The organism is Pseudolabrys sp. FHR47 (genome assembly GCF_005153485.1).
In the GTDB taxonomy this organism is placed as follows: Bacteria; Pseudomonadota; Alphaproteobacteria; order Rhizobiales; family Xanthobacteraceae; genus Pseudolabrys.
Genome location: NZ_CP039740.1, coordinates 2,463,935 through 2,484,959, shown reverse-complemented (window position 1 = coordinate 2,484,959; position 21,025 = coordinate 2,463,935). Strand labels below are relative to the sequence as shown.

19 protein-coding genes are annotated in these 21,025 nt (G+C 63.8%); 13 read left to right on the top strand and 6 right to left on the bottom strand.

Going from position 1 to position 21,025, the window contains the following annotated elements; all coding sequences use genetic code 11:
• Window positions 1-49: 49 nt before the first annotated feature.
• A complete protein-coding gene (locus tag E8Q40_RS12245) occupies window positions 50-1,831 on the bottom strand; it encodes an extracellular solute-binding protein (protein ID WP_370455183.1) in 1,782 nt (593 codons plus the stop codon).
• Window positions 1,832-2,141: 310 nt separating this feature from the next.
• Between E8Q40_RS12245 and E8Q40_RS12240 the strand changes: the two genes are divergently transcribed.
• Entirely contained in the window at window positions 2,142-2,873 is a 732-nt protein-coding gene (locus E8Q40_RS12240) for an invasion associated locus B family protein (RefSeq protein WP_137044826.1), read from the top strand.
• Between the two features lie 153 nt (window positions 2,874-3,026).
• On the opposite strand, the gene hspQ is transcribed toward E8Q40_RS12240, so the two are convergent.
• Window positions 3,027-3,359, bottom strand: coding sequence for a heat shock protein HspQ (hspQ, locus tag E8Q40_RS12235; RefSeq protein WP_137044825.1), 333 nt, complete (start codon window positions 3,357-3,359; stop codon window positions 3,027-3,029).
• 101 nt (window positions 3,360-3,460) lie between these two features.
• On the opposite strand from hspQ, the gene E8Q40_RS12230 reads away from it, so the two are divergent.
• The 4 genes from E8Q40_RS12230 to E8Q40_RS12215 all read left to right on the top strand — a co-directional run bounded on the left by E8Q40_RS12230 (window position 3,461) and on the right by E8Q40_RS12215 (window position 8,941).
• Entirely contained in the window at window positions 3,461-4,018 is a 558-nt protein-coding gene (locus E8Q40_RS12230; RefSeq protein ID WP_137044824.1) for an RNA polymerase sigma factor, read from the top strand.
• Window positions 4,019-4,136: 118 nt separating this feature from the next.
• Window positions 4,137-5,123 carry a FecR domain-containing protein gene (locus E8Q40_RS12225; RefSeq protein WP_137044823.1) on the top strand — a complete coding sequence of 329 codons (987 nt, stop codon included), beginning with the start codon at window positions 4,137-4,139 and terminating at the stop codon, window positions 5,121-5,123.
• Window positions 5,124-5,340: 217 nt separating this feature from the next.
• Window positions 5,341-7,701, top strand: a complete 2,361-nt coding sequence (locus E8Q40_RS12220; protein WP_137044822.1) for a TonB-dependent siderophore receptor — start codon at window positions 5,341-5,343, stop codon at window positions 7,699-7,701.
• A 19-nt stretch (window positions 7,702-7,720) separates the two neighbouring features.
• A complete protein-coding gene (locus tag E8Q40_RS12215) occupies window positions 7,721-8,941 on the top strand; it encodes a PepSY domain-containing protein (RefSeq protein WP_137044821.1) in 1,221 nt (406 codons plus the stop codon).
• Here E8Q40_RS12215 and E8Q40_RS12210 read toward each other — a convergent pair.
• Window positions 8,929-9,969, bottom strand: a complete 1,041-nt coding sequence (locus E8Q40_RS12210; RefSeq protein WP_137046690.1) for a CoA ester lyase — start codon at window positions 9,967-9,969, stop codon at window positions 8,929-8,931. The genes E8Q40_RS12215 and E8Q40_RS12210 overlap by 13 nt on opposite strands.
• Before the next feature lie 126 nt (window positions 9,970-10,095).
• Between E8Q40_RS12210 and E8Q40_RS12205 the strand changes: the two genes are divergently transcribed.
• Both E8Q40_RS12205 and E8Q40_RS12200 read left to right on the top strand, forming a co-directional pair.
• On the top strand, window positions 10,096-11,058 hold the full coding sequence (locus tag E8Q40_RS12205; protein ID WP_137044820.1) for an AEC family transporter: 963 nt from the start codon (window positions 10,096-10,098) through the stop codon (window positions 11,056-11,058).
• A gap of 11 nt (window positions 11,059-11,069) precedes the next feature.
• On the top strand, window positions 11,070-12,128 hold the full coding sequence (locus tag E8Q40_RS12200) for a CaiB/BaiF CoA-transferase family protein (protein ID WP_137044819.1): 1,059 nt from the start codon (window positions 11,070-11,072) through the stop codon (window positions 12,126-12,128).
• On the opposite strand, the gene E8Q40_RS12195 is transcribed toward E8Q40_RS12200, so the two are convergent.
• The gene (locus tag E8Q40_RS12195; RefSeq protein WP_137044818.1) at window positions 12,125-13,357 is read right to left on the bottom strand and encodes a UbiH/UbiF family hydroxylase; all 1,233 of its coding nucleotides are present in this window, start codon (window positions 13,355-13,357) and stop codon (window positions 12,125-12,127) included. The genes E8Q40_RS12200 and E8Q40_RS12195 overlap by 4 nt on opposite strands.
• A 109-nt stretch (window positions 13,358-13,466) precedes the next feature.
• On the opposite strand from E8Q40_RS12195, the gene E8Q40_RS12190 reads away from it, so the two are divergent.
• The 6 genes from E8Q40_RS12190 (at window position 13,467) to E8Q40_RS12165 (ending at window position 18,906) form a co-directional block, all read left to right on the top strand.
• Window positions 13,467-14,378 (top strand): DUF2182 domain-containing protein, encoded by a 912-nt coding sequence (locus E8Q40_RS12190; protein ID WP_137044817.1) that lies wholly within the window; start codon window positions 13,467-13,469, stop codon window positions 14,376-14,378.
• Window positions 14,379-14,441: 63 nt separating this feature from the next.
• Window positions 14,442-15,026, top strand: coding sequence for a DUF1326 domain-containing protein (locus tag E8Q40_RS12185; RefSeq protein WP_137046689.1), 585 nt, complete (start codon window positions 14,442-14,444; stop codon window positions 15,024-15,026).
• A complete protein-coding gene (locus E8Q40_RS12180; protein WP_137044816.1) occupies window positions 15,026-15,709 on the top strand; it encodes a phosphatidylcholine/phosphatidylserine synthase in 684 nt (227 codons plus the stop codon). The genes E8Q40_RS12185 and E8Q40_RS12180 overlap by 1 nt, the downstream gene beginning before the upstream one ends.
• A 30-nt stretch (window positions 15,710-15,739) precedes the next feature.
• Window positions 15,740-16,474: an SDR family oxidoreductase gene (locus E8Q40_RS12175; RefSeq protein WP_370455182.1), complete on the top strand. Its 735-nt coding sequence runs from the start codon at window positions 15,740-15,742 to the stop codon at window positions 16,472-16,474.
• A 114-nt stretch (window positions 16,475-16,588) separates the two neighbouring features.
• Window positions 16,589-17,566 (top strand): quinone oxidoreductase, encoded by a 978-nt coding sequence (locus E8Q40_RS12170; RefSeq protein WP_137044814.1) that lies wholly within the window; start codon window positions 16,589-16,591, stop codon window positions 17,564-17,566.
• A gap of 89 nt (window positions 17,567-17,655) precedes the next feature.
• Window positions 17,656-18,906: an allantoate amidohydrolase gene (locus E8Q40_RS12165; RefSeq protein WP_137044813.1), complete on the top strand. Its 1,251-nt coding sequence runs from the start codon at window positions 17,656-17,658 to the stop codon at window positions 18,904-18,906.
• Between the two features lie 23 nt (window positions 18,907-18,929).
• Here E8Q40_RS12165 and E8Q40_RS12160 read toward each other — a convergent pair whose 3' ends face one another.
• Together E8Q40_RS12160 and E8Q40_RS12155 are read right to left on the bottom strand one after the other, a co-directional pair.
• Window positions 18,930-19,550: a DUF1236 domain-containing protein gene (locus E8Q40_RS12160; RefSeq protein WP_137044812.1), complete on the bottom strand. Its 621-nt coding sequence runs from the start codon at window positions 19,548-19,550 to the stop codon at window positions 18,930-18,932.
• A 74-nt stretch (window positions 19,551-19,624) separates the two neighbouring features.
• Window positions 19,625-21,022 (bottom strand): bifunctional serine/threonine-protein kinase/universal stress protein, encoded by a 1,398-nt coding sequence (locus tag E8Q40_RS12155; protein WP_246662818.1) that lies wholly within the window; start codon window positions 21,020-21,022, stop codon window positions 19,625-19,627.
• Window positions 21,023-21,025: the final 3 nt, after the last annotated feature.

Below are 21,025 nucleotides of genomic sequence, written 5' to 3'. Positions count from 1 at the left end.
CACAAACGCAGCACCAAGACTCAAGGCACAACGTGTCGGGATCGAAGCCTCAGGCGCCCGTTCGCCACCATGTCTCCGGCAAATAGCCGAACAATGAAGTCTGCGATGGATGAGCGATTCGCGTCCAGCGCGCCACCCATTGAACCGGGGGAAAATACAAAGGCACCACGTAGAAGCCTGACAGCAACACGCGATCGAGCGCCCGGGTTGCGGCGACGAAGTCGTCGCGCTCGGTTGCCGCCAGCATGGCGGCGATCATCGCATCGACAGCCTTCGACTTGACGCCCATGTAGTTACGGCTGCCGTTCTGGTCGGCGGCATCCGAGCCCCAGTAGAACAGTTGTTCGTTGCCGGGCGACAGCGACTGATCCCAGCGGTATTGCATCATGTCGAAATCGAAGGCGATGCGCCGGCGCTCGAACTGCGTGGCGTCGATGGTGCGCACCTGAGCCTCGATGCCGGCGCGCTTGAGGCTGGCGCTGTAAGCCAACCCAAGCCGCTCCTGATCGCGTGTGGTGCAAACGATCTCGAAGGCGAAAGGCGCGCCTGTCCTGGTGTTGACGAGCTTCTGGCCGTTGAGCGTGTAACCGGCATCGGCGAATAAATCGAGGGCGCGCCGAAGCGCTCGGCGGTCGCGGCCCGAGCCGTCGGTGACCGGCGGCGCCCATTGCCCGGCCATGATGTCGGCGCGCACAGTATCGGGGAAGGGGGCCAGCAACTCCTTCTCGCGGGCATTGGCCGGTACGCCATGCGCCGACAGATCGCAGCCGTCGAAATAGGAGGCCGTGCGCTTGTAGAGATCAAAGAAGTAAGTGTGGTTGATCCATTCGAAGTCGAACAAATGCAACAGCGCTTCGCGCACGCGGATGTCCGCGAATATCGCTCGTCGCGTATTGAACACCAGCCCGTCCATGCCTTTCGGCAGACCGTATTGCAGTCCTTCCTGCACCGCGGTGCCGTTTCGGATGGCCGGGAAATCGTACGCCGTCTGCCAGCGCCCTGGATCGGTCTCGAGCCGCACGTCGCAGTCGCCGCGTTTGAAGGCTTCGAAATGCGTATTGCCGTCGCGGTAGTAATCGAACTTGATGGTGTCGAAATTCCATAAACCGCGGTTGATGCCGAGATCGCGGCCCCAATAGTCTTTGTTGCGGGTAAAGGTGACGCTGTCACCGGGACGCACCGCGGTCACGCGATACGGCCCGCTGCCGAGCGGAGGCTCGAAGGTTGTGTCCTCGAACTTCGCGGGATCGATGGCGTGCTTGGCGAGCACCGGCATCAGGCCGAGGATCAGCGGCAGTTCTCGGTCGCCGGCGCCGGTCAGATCGAAATGCACCGTGCGTTCGTCGCGCGCTTCGACCTTGGCAACCTTGCCGTAGTAGATGCCGAAGAGCGGCCGGCCATGGTCGCGCAGCAGGTTAAACGAGAACACGACGTCGTCGGCCGTGACCTTGCGGCCGTCGGCGAAGCGCGCTTTCTCATTAATGGTGAACGTCACAAAGCTGCGGCCGGCATCGGTGACGACACCGTCGGCGAGCAGTCCGTAAAGCGTGAAGGGCTCGTCATAGCCACGCGCGAGCAGGCTCTCGACGACATAGCCGCGGATGTTGGCCGCGGGCAGACCTTTGACGATGAAAGGGTTGAGGCTGTCGAAGGTGCCGAGCACGCCTTGCGTCAATTGGCCGCCCTTGGGCGCGTCTGGATGGACGTAGGTCGGCGCCTTGAAACCGGCCGGCCACGCAGGTTCCCCGTGCATGGCAATGGCATGGGTTGCGCTGGCGGCATGGGCCGTACGCCATGGCAACCCGGCCACGGCGGTCAGCCCGCCGATCACGACGGCACGGCGCGAGAGGTTAAGGCCGGTCGCGGCGGAGTTACGGAAACGTGTGTCGGGCGCGGATGGAATTGTCTTGCGACTCCTGTGTCGGCCGGCTTTTTATCACAGGGTGGGCGCGGGTTTGGCCCGGTATTTTTCGCCGTGCCGACGCCTTTATTGACGCGGTGAATTCGGCTATCAGGCAGCGGTCGAGGGTCACGCTCCCGCCGCATTTCGAAACGACAGAGCCGCACAACGGATGCGCGGTTCAATTCGGGACGCCCCGGCCGCATGCGTAGCCGGGCGGAAACAAAGGACGGATTTTTCAATGGATCATCGGATCGCTTCTGCCACGCGCCGGTCTCGCCTGATGGCGGTGGCCGTGGGTGCGGGGCTCATTGGCGCTGCCATCCTGGCGCAACCCGGTTTTGCCCAGCAGCCCAAACCGGCCGCTCCGGCTCCGGCCGCGCCTGCGGCACCCGCCGCACCGCAGGCCGCCGCGCCGCAACTGCCGCCGCTGATGTACTCCTCGTGGGTCAAGCTGTGCCAGCAGGGTGCCGAGACCGACAACAAGAAGGTCTGCGTCGTCCATCGCGACGGCCGCATGGAGAACGGCATGCCGGTCGTGATGACCGAACTGCTGCAGGTGGAAGGTGCCCAGGAGCGCCTGCGCGTCACCATTCCGATGACGATCATCGTGCGTCTGGCCGAAGGTACCCATCTGGTGCTGGACAACCAGGACATGGGCACCGCGCCCTATATGGTCTGCACCCAGGTCGGCTGTCTGTCGGACTATGCCGCCAGCCCCGACCTGGTGAAGAAGCTCAAGGCCGGCAAGCAGCTCGTCGTCCAGACCTACCTGATGAACGGCCAGGTGCTCAGCATCCCGGTGTCGCTCACCGATTTCGGCAAGGCCTATGACGGCCCGGCGACCGATCCGAAGGTGGTCGAAGAGCAGCAGCGCAAGCTGCAGGAAGAGATGCAGAAGAAGGCCGAAGAAGCGCGCAAGAAGCTCGAGGCGCAGCAGCCGGCCGCCGCGGCGCCGGCCAAGAAGCCGTAAGACTTCGGGCCTACATCCAAACGCGAAAGGCGCGAGGTTTCGACCTCGCGCCTTTTTTGTTGTGGCGAACCTTGTAGCCCGGATGAGCGCAGCGAAATCCGGGAGCTTTACCCCGCATTCCGCTTCGCTTGATGCGGGGTATGAAGGTGCTCGTCAGTTCAGCAAATTGTCGAGCGGTTTGTATTCGCCGTTGTCGTCGTACTCGAACACTTCCTCGACCTGAGGGTGCCGGATCGGCGTGCCCGACGTGTCTGGAAGTAGGTTCTGTTCCGAGACGTAAGCGATGTACTCGGTCTCGGCGTTTTCGGCGAACAGGTGATAGAACGGCTGATCCTTGCGCGGCCGAACGTCGGTCGGGATCGCCTCCCACCATTCCTCGGTGTTGTTGAACTCCGGGTCGATATCGAAGATCACGCCGCGAAATGGAAATACGCGGTGTTTGACCACCTGTCCGATCTTGAATTTGGCAGTAGCGGTCTTGCCCATGCCCGACCACATAATTCATATCCGGCCGAAGAGGAAGCCGGGCTTTGTGACAGTTGCGTGGCGCCTTCGGCCAGGGGACTGCCGCGAACCGAACTTTGTGATTGTTCGAAGCAGGCACCGATGGTATCTCTTTCTGGATGGAAAGAGTTAGTAATATCAATATCTTAGAACTATTCTTAAGTGCCAGGCCGAAGCTTGAAGCGGCCATTTTTCGTCTTGTCCGGTGTCGCAGTACGGCGGCCGATCTCCTCCAGGAAACATGGCTTCACCTGTCAGATATCGAGCCCGACCGCCCGATCGGCAACGCCGGAGCTTATGTGCATCGGGTGGCGATCAATCTCGCCCTTGACCATGTCCGCGGCGAAAAGCGGCGCCGGAATTTCGACCATGGCGCCCGCAGCCTGCTCGATCATGGCGCGGAGGAACGCACGCCGGAACGTGTGCTGGCGGGGCGCGAACAGATCGCCTTGTTGCAGCGAGCGGTTTCCGAACTCCCGGCGCGCAGCCGGCAAATCTTTTTCATGAACCGTTTTGAGGGAAAGTCGCATCGTCGGATTGCCGAAGAACTCGGCGTTTCCGAGACGACCGTCAATTTCCATATCCGGCGGGTGCTGGAACGGCTCTGCGAACTGCGCGACAGGCCCGGCGAATCCCCTTAAATACGCTCATCATTTCGTGGATGCGCTCTCGGCAGGTTAGGCGATTGTCGCTTTCAACCGTCAATGAGCTAGGACTGCTGCCGACGCCGCAGCCCATAGGCCTGCGAGTCCAGACCTTATGACGGAGCCCCCAATTTCCGCCGGCGAGGCGAGCGCGCGTCACGAAGCCCGCGACTGGGTTATTCGCCTAGCGTCGGGTGAAATGATGCCGCCGGAGCGTGCCCGCCTTCAGGCGTGGCTCGACGCCAGTCACGTCCATCGCGACGCCTTCGCCCACGAGCAGGCGTTTTGGCAGGACCTGAATGTCCTCAAGGACGATTTTGCGCCCTCGGCCCGCTGGGGACGTTCGGTGTCACAGCTCTGGGCCGTCCGCACCATAACGGCGGCCGGCGGCCTTGCCGCTCTTGCGCTCGTCGCGGGGCTTTGGCTAGCCGGCATCGTCCCGTCACGCCTGGTGGCTGACCATGTCACCGCGGTCGGCGAACAGGCGGTCGTCAATCTTCCGGACGGTTCGGTGGCGCATTTGAATTCCGGCAGTGCCATCGATGTGCGTTACCGTGATCAGTTGCGGCTTATCGTGCTCCGACGCGGCGAAGCCTTGTTCGAGGTGAAGCCGGATGCCGCGCGCACTTTCCGCGTGGCGGCGTTGGGTAGCAACACCGACGCGACCGGAACGATCTTCGCGACCGAAGAGCGGGATGGTCACGTCACTGTCACGGTCGCCGAAGGCAGTGTCCGCGTATTTGGCCCAGCGCCGCCGGACGCACCCCGTGCGGCAGGCGAAGGACTGAGTGTCGCCGCCAATCAACAGACCGCCTATTCGAGCCAGCGGCGGGCGCTGACGATCCGCCCGGTCAATGCTGTCGATACGCTGGCATGGCGGAATGGTTCGCTGGTGTTCGACGGCCGGCCTTTCGGACAAGCGATCGCCGAGGTCGGCCGCTACATTCCCGAACGCATCGTGCTCAATGCCGGATCGCATCGGGCGCGGCCGGTGAGCGGCATCTTCTCCATTCATGCGCCTTATCGTGCGCTTGAAGCTTTGGCCGCCACTCAAGGCCTCGATGTTTATCGCGTGCCGTACGTCGCGATTTTCATCAACTGACAATAGCGGCTCTCGATCTGGACTAATTCAAAACAAGGTTTTTTTGATTCGGCCCCTTGGGCGGTAACGCCTCTCGCACGTCACTGTAGCGGGTAGGCAATGGTGGATCGTCAACAAACGGTCCGCCCGCGATTCAGGGGCTGCAATGACGTACTCGACAAAACGCACGACACGGCGTGAACATTATTTGGCGAACGCGACGGCGGGCGCCCTTGGCATGGCTTTCGCGCTTGTCGTGACGGCGGCCGTATCCGTTCCGGCGCAGGCGCAACAGCTCGAGGCCAACACGCTCGATTTCAAGATTGATCCGCAGAGCCTGTCGTCCGCGTTGCGCGCGCTGGCGAGCCAGTCCGGGCTGCATCTGGGCTACACGACCGCCGACGTCGCCGGCCTGCAGAGTAAGGGTGCGCGGGGCCGGCTGACTCCGCATCAGGCGCTGCAAAAGCTGCTCGAGGGCACCGGCATTGCGTTCAGCGTCACCGGGCCTAATACCGTGGCGCTGCGGCCGGTCAACGCCCAGAGCACCGGCAGCGACGGCGTAACGCTGGATACAATCAGCGTGACCGGCGAAACCGCCTGGGGGCCGGTGGATGGTTATGTCGCGAGCCGCAGCGGCGTCGGCACCAAGACCGATGCGTCTATCCTCGAGACGCCGCAGTCCGTTTCCGTCGTCACCTCCGACCAGATGCGTGACCGTGGCGTTTCGACTGTCGTCGAGGCGCTGCAATACGTGCCGGGCCTCAACACGCATGTCAGCGGCAAGGATCCGCGCTATGACACGTTCACGATCCGCGGCTTCAGCGCCCAGGGCAACGGCAATTATCGCGACGGTCTGCGCGAAATCGGCGACGCCAATCTTTTCTCGTCGGCCCGCACCGAGACCTACGGTCTCGAACGGATCGATGTGGTCCGCGGTCCAAGCTCGGTGCTTTATGGCCAGACCGGGCCGGGCGGCGTCATCGACAAGATCAGCAAACGCCCGACCGACAAGCCGTTCTATGAAGTCGTCGGCCTTGCCGGCAATTACAACCGTTATCAGGGTGCCTTCGATCTCGGCGGACCGCTCGACAAGGACAGGACGCTGCTCTACCGCCTGACCGGCGTCCTTCGTGAATCCGAAGCGCAGGTTGCAAATATTTCTGACTACGTGAAGGACGATCGCAAATATATCGCGCCGGCTTTCACCTGGCAGCCAACCAGCGACACCAAATTCACGTTTCTCAGTGAATATCAGAAGGACATGACCGGCAACGCCTTCCCGTTGTCGCGTCTGCGCACCAGCGGAGCGACGGTGACCGTCGTCGAAGCCGTGCCGCTATTCCTTGGCGATCCGAACTGGAACAAATACGACCAGGAACAGTTTCGCGTCGGTTACGAGTTCGAGCATCGCTTCAACGAAGCCTTCACGGTGAAGCAAAAGCTCCGCTACAGCGATATCGATCTCGACTATCGGTATATGACCGGATATCTCGTCAACAACGGCACGACGGCCGCGCGCACCGCCAACTGGGTCGTGGCCAAGACCAATGGCGTCACGATCGATAATCAGCTTCACGGCAAGCTGCACACCGGTCCGCTCGATCATAACGTGCTGGTCGGGCTCGATTATCAAAAGACGAATTTCGACGAGATTTACAAGTACGACAACAGCATCTCGCTCAGTTCCACCAATCCGGTGTACTTCCGGTCGATCGCCGCGCCGACGACCCTGCGGACGAGCACGAAGCAGGATGTGTCGCAGCTTGGCCTCTATGCGCAGGACCAGATCAAGTTTCAGAACCTTTTGCTGACACTTGGCGGCCGTCAGGACTGGGCGGATCTCGAAAGCAACAACCGCGTCGCCAACACGACGACGACCGCCGAAGACAAGGCGTTCACCAAGCGCCTCGGCCTGACTTATCTGGCCCCCAGCGGGCTGGCGCCGTACGTCAGCTATTCGGAATCGTTCATGCCGCAGACCGGCACGTCCTTCTCAGGCGAGCCGTTCAAGCCGACCGAAGGCAAGCAATGGGAAGGCGGCATCAAGTATCAGCCGCCGGGTTCCCGCACGCTCCTGACCCTCGCCGTATTCGACATCACCCAACAGAACGTGCTGACGACCGACCCGGCGCACACGAGCTACAGCGTGCAGACTGGCGAAATCCGTTCCCGGGGCATCGAGTTTGAAGCCGCTACGTCGCCGGTCGAAGGCCTGCAAGTGATCGCCTCCTATACGCAGATGAAGATCGAGGTGACGCAGAGCACAAAGGCCGATCTCGGCAAGGTGCCGGTGGTGACGCCGGAGCGACTGGCGTCGCTGTGGGCCGACTACACGTTCAAGAGCGGGCCGCTCGACGGTCTCGGTTTTGGAGGCGGCGTCCGCTACAACGGCAAGAGCTACATGGATCTCGCCAATACGCTGGTCAACGATCCCTATACCGTGTTCGATGCGGCCGTTCACCTGGACTGGAAGGGCGCGCGTTTCGCCATCAATGTGAGCAACGTCTTCGACAAGGAGCAGGCACTCTGCACCTCGACGGGCGGCTGTCAGTACATCAGTCCGCGCATCGTGACCGCTTCCGCCAGTTACAAGTGGTAGCGCGGGCGTGGTGCGTGTTATGCCCGGACGTAAGCTACTCGTCACCATTCACCGCTATGTCGGTCTTATCATCGCTTTGTTCATGGTGGTGGCGGGGCTGACCGGCAGCGCCATCGCCTTCCGTGACGAACTCGACGCCTGGCTCAATCCGGAACTGTTCGAGGCGCACAGCACCGGTGCGCTGTTGCCGGTCGGCGAGATCGTCGCGCGGGTGGAGCAAAGCGACCCGCGCATTATGGTCAGCCTGTTGCCGCTGCACCCGGAGCCGGGCGCGACTTATGCGATCGGCGTGCTGCCGCGCGTCGATCCCTCGACGGGCCGGCCGTTCGTGCTCAATTACAACCAGGTCTTCGTCGATCCGGCGAGTGGTGACTTCTTGGGACAGCGCAAGACCGGCGCCTGCTGCTTCGAACGCAAGCACCTCATGCCGTTTCTCTACATCGTGCACAACAACCTCATGCTGCCCGGCCGGTACGGCAACTGGCTGATGGGCGGCATCGCGCTACTATGGGCGATCGACTGTTTCGTCGCCATTTCACTCACATTTCCGCGCAACCGGCCGTTCTTCGAGCGCTGGCGACAAGCCTTCCTGATCCGCCGTGGTACCAAAAGCCAGCGCATGGCGCTCGACATGCACCGTTCCGGCGGGCTGTGGCTGTGGTGCCTGCTGCTGATGCTGGCGGTGACCGGAGTTTCGCTCAATCTTGCCGACGAGCTGGTACGGCCGGTGCTGGCCAAGGTCTCAACCGTCACGCCGAGCCCGCGCGAGCAAGGGCGTTCGCGTTTCACCTTCAAGCCGCCGGCACCCACCTTCGATTTCACGCAAGCCGCGGCAAAGGCTGAGGCGGCGATGGCGGCGCGCAGCGCGGCGGTGAAAGCCTTCGAAGTCGCTTATCTGGCCTATTACAAAGTTTATATCGTCAGCCTGGCCGAGCCTGGCCGCGATCCTGAAACGGGCCTCGGCCACCCGCATATCTATCTAGACAGCGTCTCGGGCGAAGCAATTCGCGCCGACATTCCGGGCGAGGGCGGTGCCGGTGACGTTTTCCTGCAGTGGCAGCTGCCGTTGCACAGCGGCCGCGTCATCGGACTGCCCGGACAGATTCTGGTGGCGGCCAGTGGCATCGTTGTCGCCGTGCTGGCCGTGCTGGGCGTGGTGATCTGGTGGCACAAACGACGCGCCCGTGCGCAGCGTTCACGCTGGGGTTCCGAGGGCGCGGCCGCGCTTCAAAAGCCGTAGGCCGCCGCCATATCAGGGTCCTTGGCGGCCACGAGTTTCGCCAGATCGATCAAGACCTTGGCCTGCTTCCAGGTGGCGTCGTCCTGCATCTTGCCGTCGATCATGACAGCGCCGGCGCCATCCGGCATGGCGTCGACGATCTTCCGGGCGAAGGCGACCTCGGCCGGGTCGGGCGCATAGACTTTTTTGGCGATGGCGATCTGCGACGGGTGCAGGGTCCAGGCGCCGACGCAGCCGAGCAGGAACGAGTTGCGGAACTGGACCTCACAGGCGGCCGCATCCGAGAAATCGCCGAACGGGCCGTAGAAGGGTTTGATGCCGGCGGCGGCGCAGGCGTCGACCATTTTGGCGGTCGTGTAGTGCCACAGGTCCTGCTGATAGGCGGCGCGGGGGCCATCACCGGCAGCGTCCGCGAGCACCTTGTATTCGGGATGGCCGCCGCCGACGCGGGTCGTCTTCATCGCGCGCGAGGCGGCCAGATCGGCCGGGCCGAGGCTCATGCCGTGCATGCGCGGTGAGGCGGTGGCGATGGCCTCGACATTGTTGACGCCCTGCGCGGTTTCCAGAATGGCGTGGATCAGGATCGGCTTTGAAATCTTGTGCCGCGCTTCAAGCTGCGCCAGCAGCTGGTCGAGATAATGGATGTCCCATGGGCCATCGACCTTCGGCAGCATGATGACGTCGAGCTTGTTGCCGATGGCGCCGACGATCTCGATGACGTCATCGAGCGCCCAGGGCGAATTCAGCGCGTTGATGCGGGTCCACAGGCCCGTCGGGCCGAAGTCGACCGATTGGCCCATCTCGATAAAGCCTTTGCGGGCGGCTTCCTTGGCCTCGACTGGAATGGCGTCTTCGAGATTGCCCAGCACCACGTCCACCTGTTTGGCCAAATCCGGCACCTTGGCCCGCATTTTTTCCATATGCGGCGGGACGAAGTGGATCATGCGCTCCAGTCGCACGGGCAGTTCGCGCATCGGGCTTGGCGCGCCAATGGCCAAAGGCTGGAAAAACTGACGAGGGAGCTTCACGGGCATGAACCTTTCAAATCGGGCCTTTCAAAAGGGGCGGCTGCCGTTTAGAGCAATGCAAAGGCCGCGCCAAGTCGGGAATCCAGGGAGGATGTCCGGACCGAGAGCCGGGCGCCGCCGGAGCCCATGATCGAAGTCCTCAATCTCGCGCTGCCTTTCTTCGGCCTGATCATCATCGGTTTTGCCTGCGGCAAGATCAAGCAGATCCCCGATACCGCGCTCGGCTGGATGAATTTCTTTATCGTCTATGTGTCGCTGCCGGCGCTGTTCTATCGCATCCTGGCACAGACGCCGCTCGAACAACTGGCGCAGGTCGATTTCATCGTGGCAACGACGTTGTCGACGTTCTGGGTGTTCGCGGTCGCCTTCGCCATCGGTATCGCCGTCACCAAGGGGCGCATCGACCAGTCAACGATCGCGGGGCTTGCCGGCGCCTACGGCAATATCGGCTACATGGGGCCGGGCCTCGCACTGTCGACTTTGGGGCCGACCGCCGCGGTGCCGGTGGCGCTGATCTTCTGCTTTGACACGCTTCTGCTGTTTTCGCTGGTGCCGTTCATGATGGCGATCGCCAGCCCGCAGAAGAAAAGTGTCGCCTCGGTCGCGCTGGAAGTCGTCAAGCGCATCGGCACCAACCCGCTGGTGATCGCCAGCGTGCTTGGCATCCTGTCGGCCGCGGTTCATTTCCAGCCGCCGGTCGCGGCCGAGAAGCTGATGCTGTTCCTGTCGAACGCCTCGGCGCCCTGCGCGCTGTTCACATTGGGCGTGACGGTGGCGCTGCGCCCGCTGAAGAAAGTGCCGTGGGAAATGCCGATGCTCACCACGGTGAAGCTGGTGATGCATCCGATCATCGTCTTCGTGTTGTTGTCGGCGTTCGGGCCATTCGAGCAGATGTGGGTCGATACCGCGGTGCTGATGGCGGCGCTGCCGCCGGCGCTCAATGTGTTCGTGTTCGCGCGGCAGTACGACACCTGGGTCGAGCAGGCCTCGACCGCTGTTTTGGTCGGTACCGTCGTGTCGGTGCTGACGCTGACGACCGTGATGTGGATGGTGAAATCGGGTACGCTGCCGCCGCTGTTGTTCAGATAGCGGACCGTCTCATGCAGCCATTAAAGGGACTGCTGGTTCTCGATTTCACCACGCTGCTGCCGGGGCCGCTGGCGGCTTTGATGCTGGCCGAAGCCGGTGCCGAGGTGATCAAGATCGAGCGGCCGGGCGGCGAGGATATGCGGCGGTTTCCGCCATTGGTGAATGGCGAGAGCGCGGTCTACGCCATGCTCAATCGCGGCAAGCAGGTTCTGAGCCTCGACCTCAAGAGCGAATCCGACCGTGAGAGACTCAAGCCGCTGATTGCGCGCGCCGACGTCGTCATCGAGCAATTCCGCCCTGGGGTGATGGCGCGACTCGGGCTCGGCTATGACGACATGCGTGCCATCAATCGCAAGATCATCTACTGCGCCATCTCCGGCTACGGCCAGAGCGGGCCGCGCGCCAGCGAAGCGGGCCACGACATCAATTACATTGGCGCGACCGGCTTGCTCGATCTGCAGCCGGGACCGGCGGACAATCCGGTGCCGCCGCCGGCGTTGATCGCCGACATTGCCGGCGGCAGCTTTCCGGCGGTGATCAACATTCTGCTGGCGCTACGTGCCCGCGATCAGAGCGGCGAGGGCGCCTTCATCGACATCGCCATGACCGATGCGATGTTCACCTTCGGCTGGACCGCGCTGGCTTTGGGTATTGCTGGCGGTCGCTTTCCCAAGCCGGGCGAATTGCCGCTGGTGGGCTCGTCGCCGCGCTACCGGCTTTATCCGGCGAAAGACGGCCAGCTCGTCGCCTGCGGCGCGCTGGAGCAGAAATTCTGGGAGGCATTCTGCGCGGCGATTGAACTGGCGCCGACGCTCGTCGATGACCGGCGCGATCCGAAGGCCACGGCCGAAGCGGTCGGCCAACTGATCGCCGCGCGCACCAGCGAGGAATGGCGGCCGGTCTTCGCCAAGGCCGATTGCTGCGTCACCATCGTCGCCCCGCTGGAAGAAGCCTTGCGCGATCCGCATTTCGTCGAACGCGGCCTGTTTGCGCATAAGATCGATCTGGGCGGCAAGGACATGCCGGCGCTGCCGGTGCCCGTTGATCCGCAGTTTCGGCGGAATCCTTAGACCGTCTCATCCCGCATCAGTCTCGGCCTTCCGAAACGCGGGGCGATGCCTTCGCGCATCACGGCGCGGCGCAAGGGGCCGATCTTGTCGAGCGCGAACAGGCCGAGGCCGCGCAGGCCCTGCAGCGGCAGGAAATCGCTGAGCAAGGTGCGGTTGGCGATGTCGATGACCATGCCGCGGCTCGTGACGTCGCCGCGCCGCGCCTTCTCGTAAGCGGCCAGCACATCGGCGCCGCCGATATCGCGCCCATCATCTTTCGCGGTCGCGGCCAGCTCGGCGATGGTGACGGCATCGCGCAGGCCGAGGTTCAAACCTTGCGCCCCGATCGGCGGCACCACATGCGCGGCTTCGCCCACCAGCGCGATGCGCCGGGCGCCGAAGCGTCGCGCCGTCTGCACACTCAGCGGAAACAGGGCGCGGCCGGGCTCGACCGTCATCTTGCCGAGGATCGAATGCGCCATGGCCTCGATTTCCAGCGCCAGCTCCTCGTCGCTCAGTTCGGCGATGGCGTCGGCATCCGCCGGGCGCAGCACCCAGACGAGGCTGGAGCGGTTGCCCGGCAGCGGCACCAGCGTGAACGGGCCGCTGGCGGTGTGGAATTCGGTCGAGGTGTCGTGATGCGGCCGCGTGTGCGTGAGGCATACGGTGAGCGCGACCTGCTTGTAGGGGCGATTGCTCAGTTCGATGCCGGCCGCGGTGCGGCTCATCGAGTTGCGGCCGTCGGCGCCGACGACGAGCGGCGCGCTGAGCCGCTCGCCGCTCTTGAGTTCGACGATCACGTCATCGTCGGCCGGTTCGACCGCAATCACCTCGTCGTCGATTAGCCGCACGTTCGACAGTGATCCGGCACGCTGTTCCAGCGCGTCTATCAGGACCGGGTTCTCGATGTTGTAGCCGAAGGCGTCGAGATCGATTTCGTAGGCGTCGAACTTCACCTCCGGCGCGCGCCACAGCCGGCCGGTGGCATCGACCAGCCGCATGGTGATGAGCGGCGCGGCCTTGTCGGCGCACAGGTCCCAGACGCCGAGCTTCTCCAGCGCGGTGATGGAACTGGCGAGCAAGGCCGTGGTGCGGTTATCGGTGCGAGGTGGTCGTTTTCCCGCGAGGACCGTGGACACGCCGGCTTCGGCCAAAGCGATCGCCGCCGTCAGTGCCGCCGGGCCGCGGCCGACCACGATGGCCTCCGGGTTCCGCAGCGCGGCTTTTTCTGTCCCGATTTTGTCCGGCATCAATGCACCCTTCAGGGATCGGGAGCGGGGTAGCACGACCCGCCTGCCGAGACCATCAGGTATCGCCCGGATTTCGCGTGGGCCGCCAATGCGCTATTGAGAGTCGCCCATGACCGAACTGTCCCGCCACCCCCTCGACCATCTGTCTCCCGCCGCCGCCCGCCTGGCTGCGGTATTTGCCCGGCCGAAGGTGCTGGCGGTGCTCTGCATCGTGGCGCTGACCGGGCTGGGCTGGCTCTATCTCGGGCTGCTGATTGGCGAGATGGGTGGCCCGGCGGCCTGGCTCGGGCCCGGCATGTCGCTGCTTGATCTCTTGCCGCGCGCCTGGAACGTTCTGTGCAGCCCAACCTTCGGCATCTCGCTGATGCCGGAAGGCGAGTGGGGCGTGACCGGCTTCCTGCTGGTCGGCTTGATGTGGATGGCGATGACCTTGGCGATGATGCTGCCGAGCGCGGCGCCGATGATCTACACCTATGCCGAGATCGCGGACACAGCGGCGAAGAAGCACGAGAAGGTCGTGTCGCCCTTCATCCTGACCGCGGGTTATGCGGCGGTGTGGTTCGCCTTTGCCGCCACCGCGACGCTGGCGCAGTTCGCTCTGACCGAAGTCGCACTGCTCAATCCAAGCATGGCCTCAGCCAGCGGCTTGTTCTCCGGCGCGGTGTTCATTGTCGCCGGCGTCTATCAGTTCTCGGCGCTGAAGAACGCCTGTCTCATCCAGTGCCGCTCGCCGTTTCCGTTCTTCTTCACCAACTGGCAGACGACGCCGAGCGGCGTATTCCGTCTCGGTCTCAAGCAGGGGCTGTTCTGCTTCGGCTGCTGCTGGGCGATGATGCTGGTGATGTTCGCCGTCGGCATCATGAACGTGGTGTGGATGGCGGCGCTCGGTGTTTTGATGACTATCGAGAAGATGACCATCACCAACCGTCTCACGCACGCCATCGGCGTTTTCGCCATCGCCGCCGGGCTGGCCTTTATCGCCAGCGCGTTCATGGCGCATTGGCCGGTGGCCGCGAATTGAGCTAACAATCGAGAAAAGCTGGGGAGTGATATCGTGACGGAAGCCTGGACCCTCAAGGGTGAAATGACCCTGTCGTGCAATTGCACGGTGTTCTGCCCCTGCGTGCTGTCGCTTGGCGAACATCCGCCGACGGAAGGGCGCTGTCAGACCTGGGCCGGCGTGCGCATCGACGAGGGCCAGTTCGACAATGTCGATCTGTCCGGCATTAATCTCGGCCTGATGATGGACCTGCCGGGCATCATGGCGCGCGGCAACTGGACCGCGGCCTTGTTCATCGATGACAAGGCGCCGATCCAGGCGGTGAAAGGGCTGACGCGCATCTTCACCGGCCGGGTCGGCGGCACCACGCATCTGCTGTCGATTCTGGTCGGCCAGTTCCTTGGCGTGCATCAGGTGCCGATCCGCTACGAGACGCAGGGCAACACCCGCATCGTCAGCCTCGACAAATATGGCGGCGGCGCGGTGACGCCGGTGCGCGGCAAGGACAAGGACGGCCTCGTCGCCATCCAGAACAGCGAATACTGGATCGGCCCGGAGGTGATCGTCGCCAAGTCCGACAAGTCGCGCTTCCGCGGCTTCGGCCGCAACTGGAACCTCGCCGGCCGCTCGGCCGAGATCGTCAAGCTCGACTGGGGTAACCAGAAGTAATGCGCCCCGAGCACATCGGCGCCTTCGCGATCCATGTGCTCACGGCCAGTGGCGCGGCACTGGCGCTCGTTGCCCTGATCCTGGCGACCGGTGGCCACTGGACAATGATGTTCGCCTGCCTCGGCCTCGCGCTGGTGGTCGATGGCATCGATGGACCGCTGGCGCGGGCCTTGCACGTCAAGGACGTGCTGCCGCGCTGGGACGGCGCCGGGCTCGATTTCGTTGTCGATTTCACGACCTATGTGTTCGTGCCGGCTTATGCCGTGGCGGCGAGCGGCCTCATGCCTGACGGCTTCGGCGTGCCGGCGGCGGCGCTGATCGTCGTCACCGGTGCGCTCTATTTCGCCGACCGCAACATGAAGACCGACGACAACTATTTTCGCGGTTTTCCCGCGGTGTGGAATGTCATCGCGTTCTATCTCTACGTGCTGATGCCGCCGCCGTGGATCGCGGCGGCAGCCATTGTCGCGCTCGCGGCGCTGACCTTCGTGCCCATCCGTTTCGTGCATCCGCTGCGGGTGCGGCACCTGCGCTGGCTCAATATCGCGCTGATGGCGCTCTGGGCCGCGCTGGCGTTGATTGCAATTCTCGCCAATCTCGAGCCGGGGCCTTATGTCGTCGCCGGCCTCTCAGTGATCGCGCTTTACTTCCTGGGCGCCGGTTTGTTACGCCGGGCGGACTGAACCACATAAAATCGTTTGGGAGAGATGCTCATGTCGAGACCCGTCCTTCTTGTTGCCGGCGGCAGCCGCGGCATCGGCGCGGCGATTGCGAGACTCGCCGGCAAGTCGGGTTACGACGTGGCCGTGAACTATCACAGCAATTCCAATGCGGCGGCCGGGGTGGTGAAAGACATCGAGGCCTTCGGCGCCCGCGCCGTCGCCATTCAGGGCGACATGGGGCAGGAGGCCGATATCGAGCGCGTCTTCGCCGAGACCGACAAGTTCGGCACGCTGACCCATTTCGTACACTCGTCCGGCATCATCGGTCCGATGTCGCGGCTCGATGAGGCGAACACGGAGACCATCCGCGCCGCGCTCGACGTCGACACCTTCGGAGCGCTGCTGTCGCTGCGCGCCTCGATCCGCCGCATGTCGACCAAACACGGCGGCCAGGGCGGCTCGATCGTGATGATTTCGTCGATGGCGGCGATCATCGGCGGGGCCAATGAATGCGTCTGGTACGCCGCCGCCAAGGGTGCGGTCGATTCCATGGTCGTCGGCATTGCTCGCGAGGTGGCGCGCGAAGGCATCCGCGTCAACGGCGTCAGCCCCGGCATGATCGACACCGACATCCAGCCGCCGGGCCGCGTCGAGCGCATCACGCCCATGATTCCGAATGGCCGCGTCGGCTCGCCGGACGAGGTCGCCGACGCCGTGCTGTACCTTCTGTCCGACAAGGCCTCCTACGTCACAGGCGCGAACCTGCGCGTCTCCGGCGGGCGCTGACACGTTTGCGCGAGCAGGGCGGCCAATTTGGCGGCCATAACTTGCGCCCCCGCCCGCGGTGCCTATGATCGCGGCCCGAACAGCTTTCCCAAACAGAAATTCAAGGGGTGAAACATGGTTGCCGCAGTACGTGTCCATAAGGTCGGCGGTCCGGAAGTCCTGACATTCGAGGACATCCAGGTTCCGGCACCGGGCGAGGGGCAGCTCAAGATCAAGCAGCACGCCTGCGGCGTGAATTTCATCGACACCTATTTCCGCAGCGGCCTCTATCCATCGCCGACCGGCCTGCCATTCGTTGCCGGCAATGAAGGCGCCGGTGAGGTGATCGAGGTCGGCCCCGGCGTGTCCGACTTCAAGGTTGGCGACCGTGTTGCCTATGTCGTGGCGCTTGGCGGCTACGCGCAGGAGCGCCTTTTGCCGGCGGCGCGCGCCGTGAAGATGCCCGATAACATCAGCTATGAACAGGCGGCGGCGATGATGCTCAAGGGCATGACCGCCGAGTATCTGCTTCATCGCACCTTCAAGGTCCAGAAGGGCTCGACCATTCTGGTGCATGCCGCCGCGGGCGGCATGGGGGCCATCCTTTGCCAGTGGGCCAACCATATCGGCGCCACCGTGATCGGCACCGCGGGGTCCAAGGAGAAGGCCGAACTCGCCAAGGCCCACGGCGCGCATCACACCATCCTTTATCGCGAGGAAGACTTCGCCGAGAAGGTCAAGGAGATCACCGGCGGCAAGCTGTGCGATGTGGTTTATGACGGCGTCGGCAACGACACCTTCCCGAAGTCGCTGGACTGCATCCGGCCGCTCGGCATGTTCGTGTCGTTCGGCTCGGCCTCGGGTCCGGTCAAGGCGTTCGATATTAATTTGCTTCAGGCGAAGGGATCGCTGTTCGCGACCCGGCCGACGCTCAACACCTACGCGGCCAAGCGCGAGGACCTCGTCTCGATTGCCGACAACCTGTTCAAGGTGGTCGGCTCAGGCGCGGTGAAGATCCCGGCGAGCCACAAATACGCGCTCAAGGACGCCAGGCAGTCCCATATCGATCTCGAGGGCCGCAAGACCACCGGTTCGATCGTCCTGATGCCGTAAGTCGCGGGGCCGCAAAAATGACCCTCCCCCCTTGCAGGGGGAGGGAATTGCGTTACGGATGGCGTGACAGTTTTCGAGAATGCGCCTCCATGACCACCCCCGATCCCGCCGCGCTTGATCCTGTAGTTCTCGGCCAACGCGCCGATTTGATGATCCGGACGCTGGCCTCGATTTCGGCCGAGCCGAACCGCCTCATACGGGGCTTCCTCACGCCCGAACACCGGGCCGCCGCCGATCTGGTGGCCAAATGGATGCGCGAGGCCGGGCTCGAGGTCTCGGAGGACGCGCTCGGCACCGTGCGCGGACATTTGCCGGGCGAGGGCCGGAAGCGGCTGCTCATCGGCTCCCATATCGACACCGTGATCGATGCCGGCATGTTTGACGGCCCGCTCGGCGTCATCGTCGGCATTCTCGCCGCCGGCCATTTCGCGAAAGCTGGACGCAAGCTGCCGTTCGGCCTTGATGTGCTCGCGTTTGGTGACGAGGAGGGCTCGCGCTTTCCGGTCACCTTGTCGTCGTCCCTGGCGGTTGCCGGGCACTTCGATACCTCGCGCTTGCAGGCCATGGACGCGGACGGCACGACCTTCAGTGAGGTCATCGGGCAGTTCGGGAAGTCGGTCGCCGATATTCCACTTGCCGCCTATTCGCGCGACGAAGCCGCCGCCTATATCGAGGTCCATATCGAGCAGGGGCCAGTGCTGGAATATCGGGGCCAGCCTCTCGGTGTCGTAACGGCGATCGCCGGGCAGACTTATGTGAACGTCGAATTCCTCGGCGAGGCCGGACACGCCGGCACCGTGCCGATGCTGTTGCGACGCGACGCGCTCGCCGGCGCGGCGGAGACGGTGTCGCTTGCCGAACGGCTGGCGCGCGAGACCAAGGGCGAAGTGGTGGCGACCGTCGGCGTGCTGCGCATCCCCAATGCCGCGGGTAATGTCATTCCCGGCAATGTCGCCCTGATCGTCGATATCCGCTCGGGTTCCGACACGGCCCGGCACAAATTTGTCGAGGCTTTCAAACGCGAGGTCCGGGCGCTGGCCGAACGCCGCCATCTCGGCGTCACCATGACGGATACGCGCAACGTATCGGTGACGCCGTGCGATCCGGCGCTTCAGGACGGAATCGCCAAAGCGATTGCCGCGGTCGGCGGCGAGCCGGTGTCGCTGGTCTCCGGCGCCGGTCATGACGGCATGGCGATGGCAAAGCTATGCCCTATTGCAATGATGTTCGTGCGCTGCCGCGGCGGCATCAGCCACAACCCGGCAGAATATGCGAGCCCGGCCGACATGGGTCTCGCCGCCGCGGCGCTGATCAAGTTCATCGAGACGACGAATTTCTAGTTCGCCGTCTCGACGTGGTCCCTTTACCGATAAATATACGTCACACGCCGCGTGCCGGGTTCGACCAGCACCGGAACGCCGTTCACATAGGCGTAGCTGTATTCGTAGTTGGGCACGGGCGTGAGCACGACATCCTCGGGCAGGCCGACGCCCTGCACGACTTCGCCGTTGATGTAGACCGGCGTCACCGGGTTTTGGGTGACGTAAGTCTGCACCGTTGCCGGCGGCGGCGCGATGGCGAGGGGCGCGTTTGGCGCCGGCGCGACGAATTCACCTTGGATGCTCGGCGTCACCACCGTCGTGGTCGCCCCGACCGTGGTGGCCGGCGCGTCGAACGTTAACGCGGGGACGGTCTGACTGACGACAACGGCCTGGCCGCCCGCCGAAGCCGTCATGTATTGCGAATAGGCCCAGCCTTGTTTGCCGTTATAGGTCACCTGACACCACAGGCTGCCGGCGATGCAGCCGGTGACAGTAGCCTGACCTCGGTCGGGGATGGCGCCGATCACCGGGTATTCGGGGCCCGGGCCGGTGCGGATGTTGAGCGATGTCGTGGCCGTCGCCAGCGTCGCGGCCGAAGCAGGCAGCGACACAGCCGCCAGTACCGTGATGGCGGCCAACAGGGTCGCGGTTTTGCGCTGCATGTTCACACTCCATGGGTTGAAGGAGTGTTTATAACGCCCGGTCCTGTGCTTGCGTTCCCGCTGGAACCCGCCGCTCACGCCAGACGCGGCGCGCGCACCACGGTGACGCTACAAGGCGCGTCGGTTGCGACCTTGGCGGACACGCTGCCCAGAACGCGGCGCCTGAACGAGTCCTGGCGCGCGCCGATCAGGATATGATCCACGCGATTGGCAGTTGCGAACTCCAGAATGGCGGCGGCTGGATCAGTGCCCTCCAGTACATGCGCGGTAAGGCGGCGCTCGTCGAGCTTGAGCGGCGCGGCCCAGGCTTTGAGACGAACCAGCCGATCGATCTTCTTGTTGTGGCCCCGGTCATCGAGCGTCGAGTCGAGGGCGATCGCGTTCGTCTTCAGGACGTTGAGACAGGCGAGCCGGGCCTGCGGCAATGTCGCGAGAATACGCTGCGTCACTTCGAACAAAGCGGCGTTGATCGGTGCGCCTTGTTCGCCGACGTCCACCGCGACGGCGACGATGGGCGCCGAGGCGATCTGCGTCGCGACCGGTACCTTGCGCGGCGCCGTCAGGTCGGTGTTGAAACGTCGGCGCATCGCCGTGGTCCACGGATCGCGCTTGATCTTCTCCGAGCGCGTGGTGAGCTTTACTTTGTCCGGGTGGCTGAGATCGAAAGCAAGCTGCGCCGCAGTCGGATGGCGCCGGCCGGGTTCGACCTCCAAGCAGCGCAGCGCGACTTCCTGTAGCCACGGCGGATAATCCGAACGCAGTTCGCGCGGCGGCTTCGGGTCGCGCCACAGGCGGCGGCGCATACCGCGCAATGTTTCGCTTTCGCCGAACGGACGCTCGCCGGTCGAGAAGAAATACAGAAGCACGCCGAGCGCAAACAAGTCGCTGCGCGGATCGTTGCGGATGCCGCGCAACTGCTCCGGCGACATATAAGGCGCGGTGCCGAAGGGTACGCGGAATTCCTCTTGCATCAGGTCAGGCAACTGATCGTGGTGAGACAGGCCGAAGTCGATCAGCACCGCCGCGCCGTCGGGACGGAACATGATGTTGCTCGGTTTGACGTCGAGATGCACGACATGCTGGCGATGCAGGTCGTCGAGCGCCTCGGCGATCTTGACGCCGATACGCGCAACCTCGTCATAAGGCAGTGGCAATTCGGGGAGACGCGTGAGCAGGCTGACGCCGCCGATCGCTTCCATCACCACATAAGGTTGCTGTGAGAAATCACCCGCGGCGATGAATTTCGGCACATGCGGGCCGTTCAGCTTCGGCAGGATCATCTGCTCCATCTCGAAGCTGACGATAGCGGCCGGATCGGTGCCTTCGCCGATGCGCGGCACTTTCATCAGCATCGGCGCGTCCAGGCCGTCCTTGCTGACGCGCCACAGCATGGCCATGCCGCCTTCGTGCACCAGTTCGTTGAGGCGGAAGCCATCAATGACAAAGCCGGGATCGTGCAGCGGTCGCGCCACGGG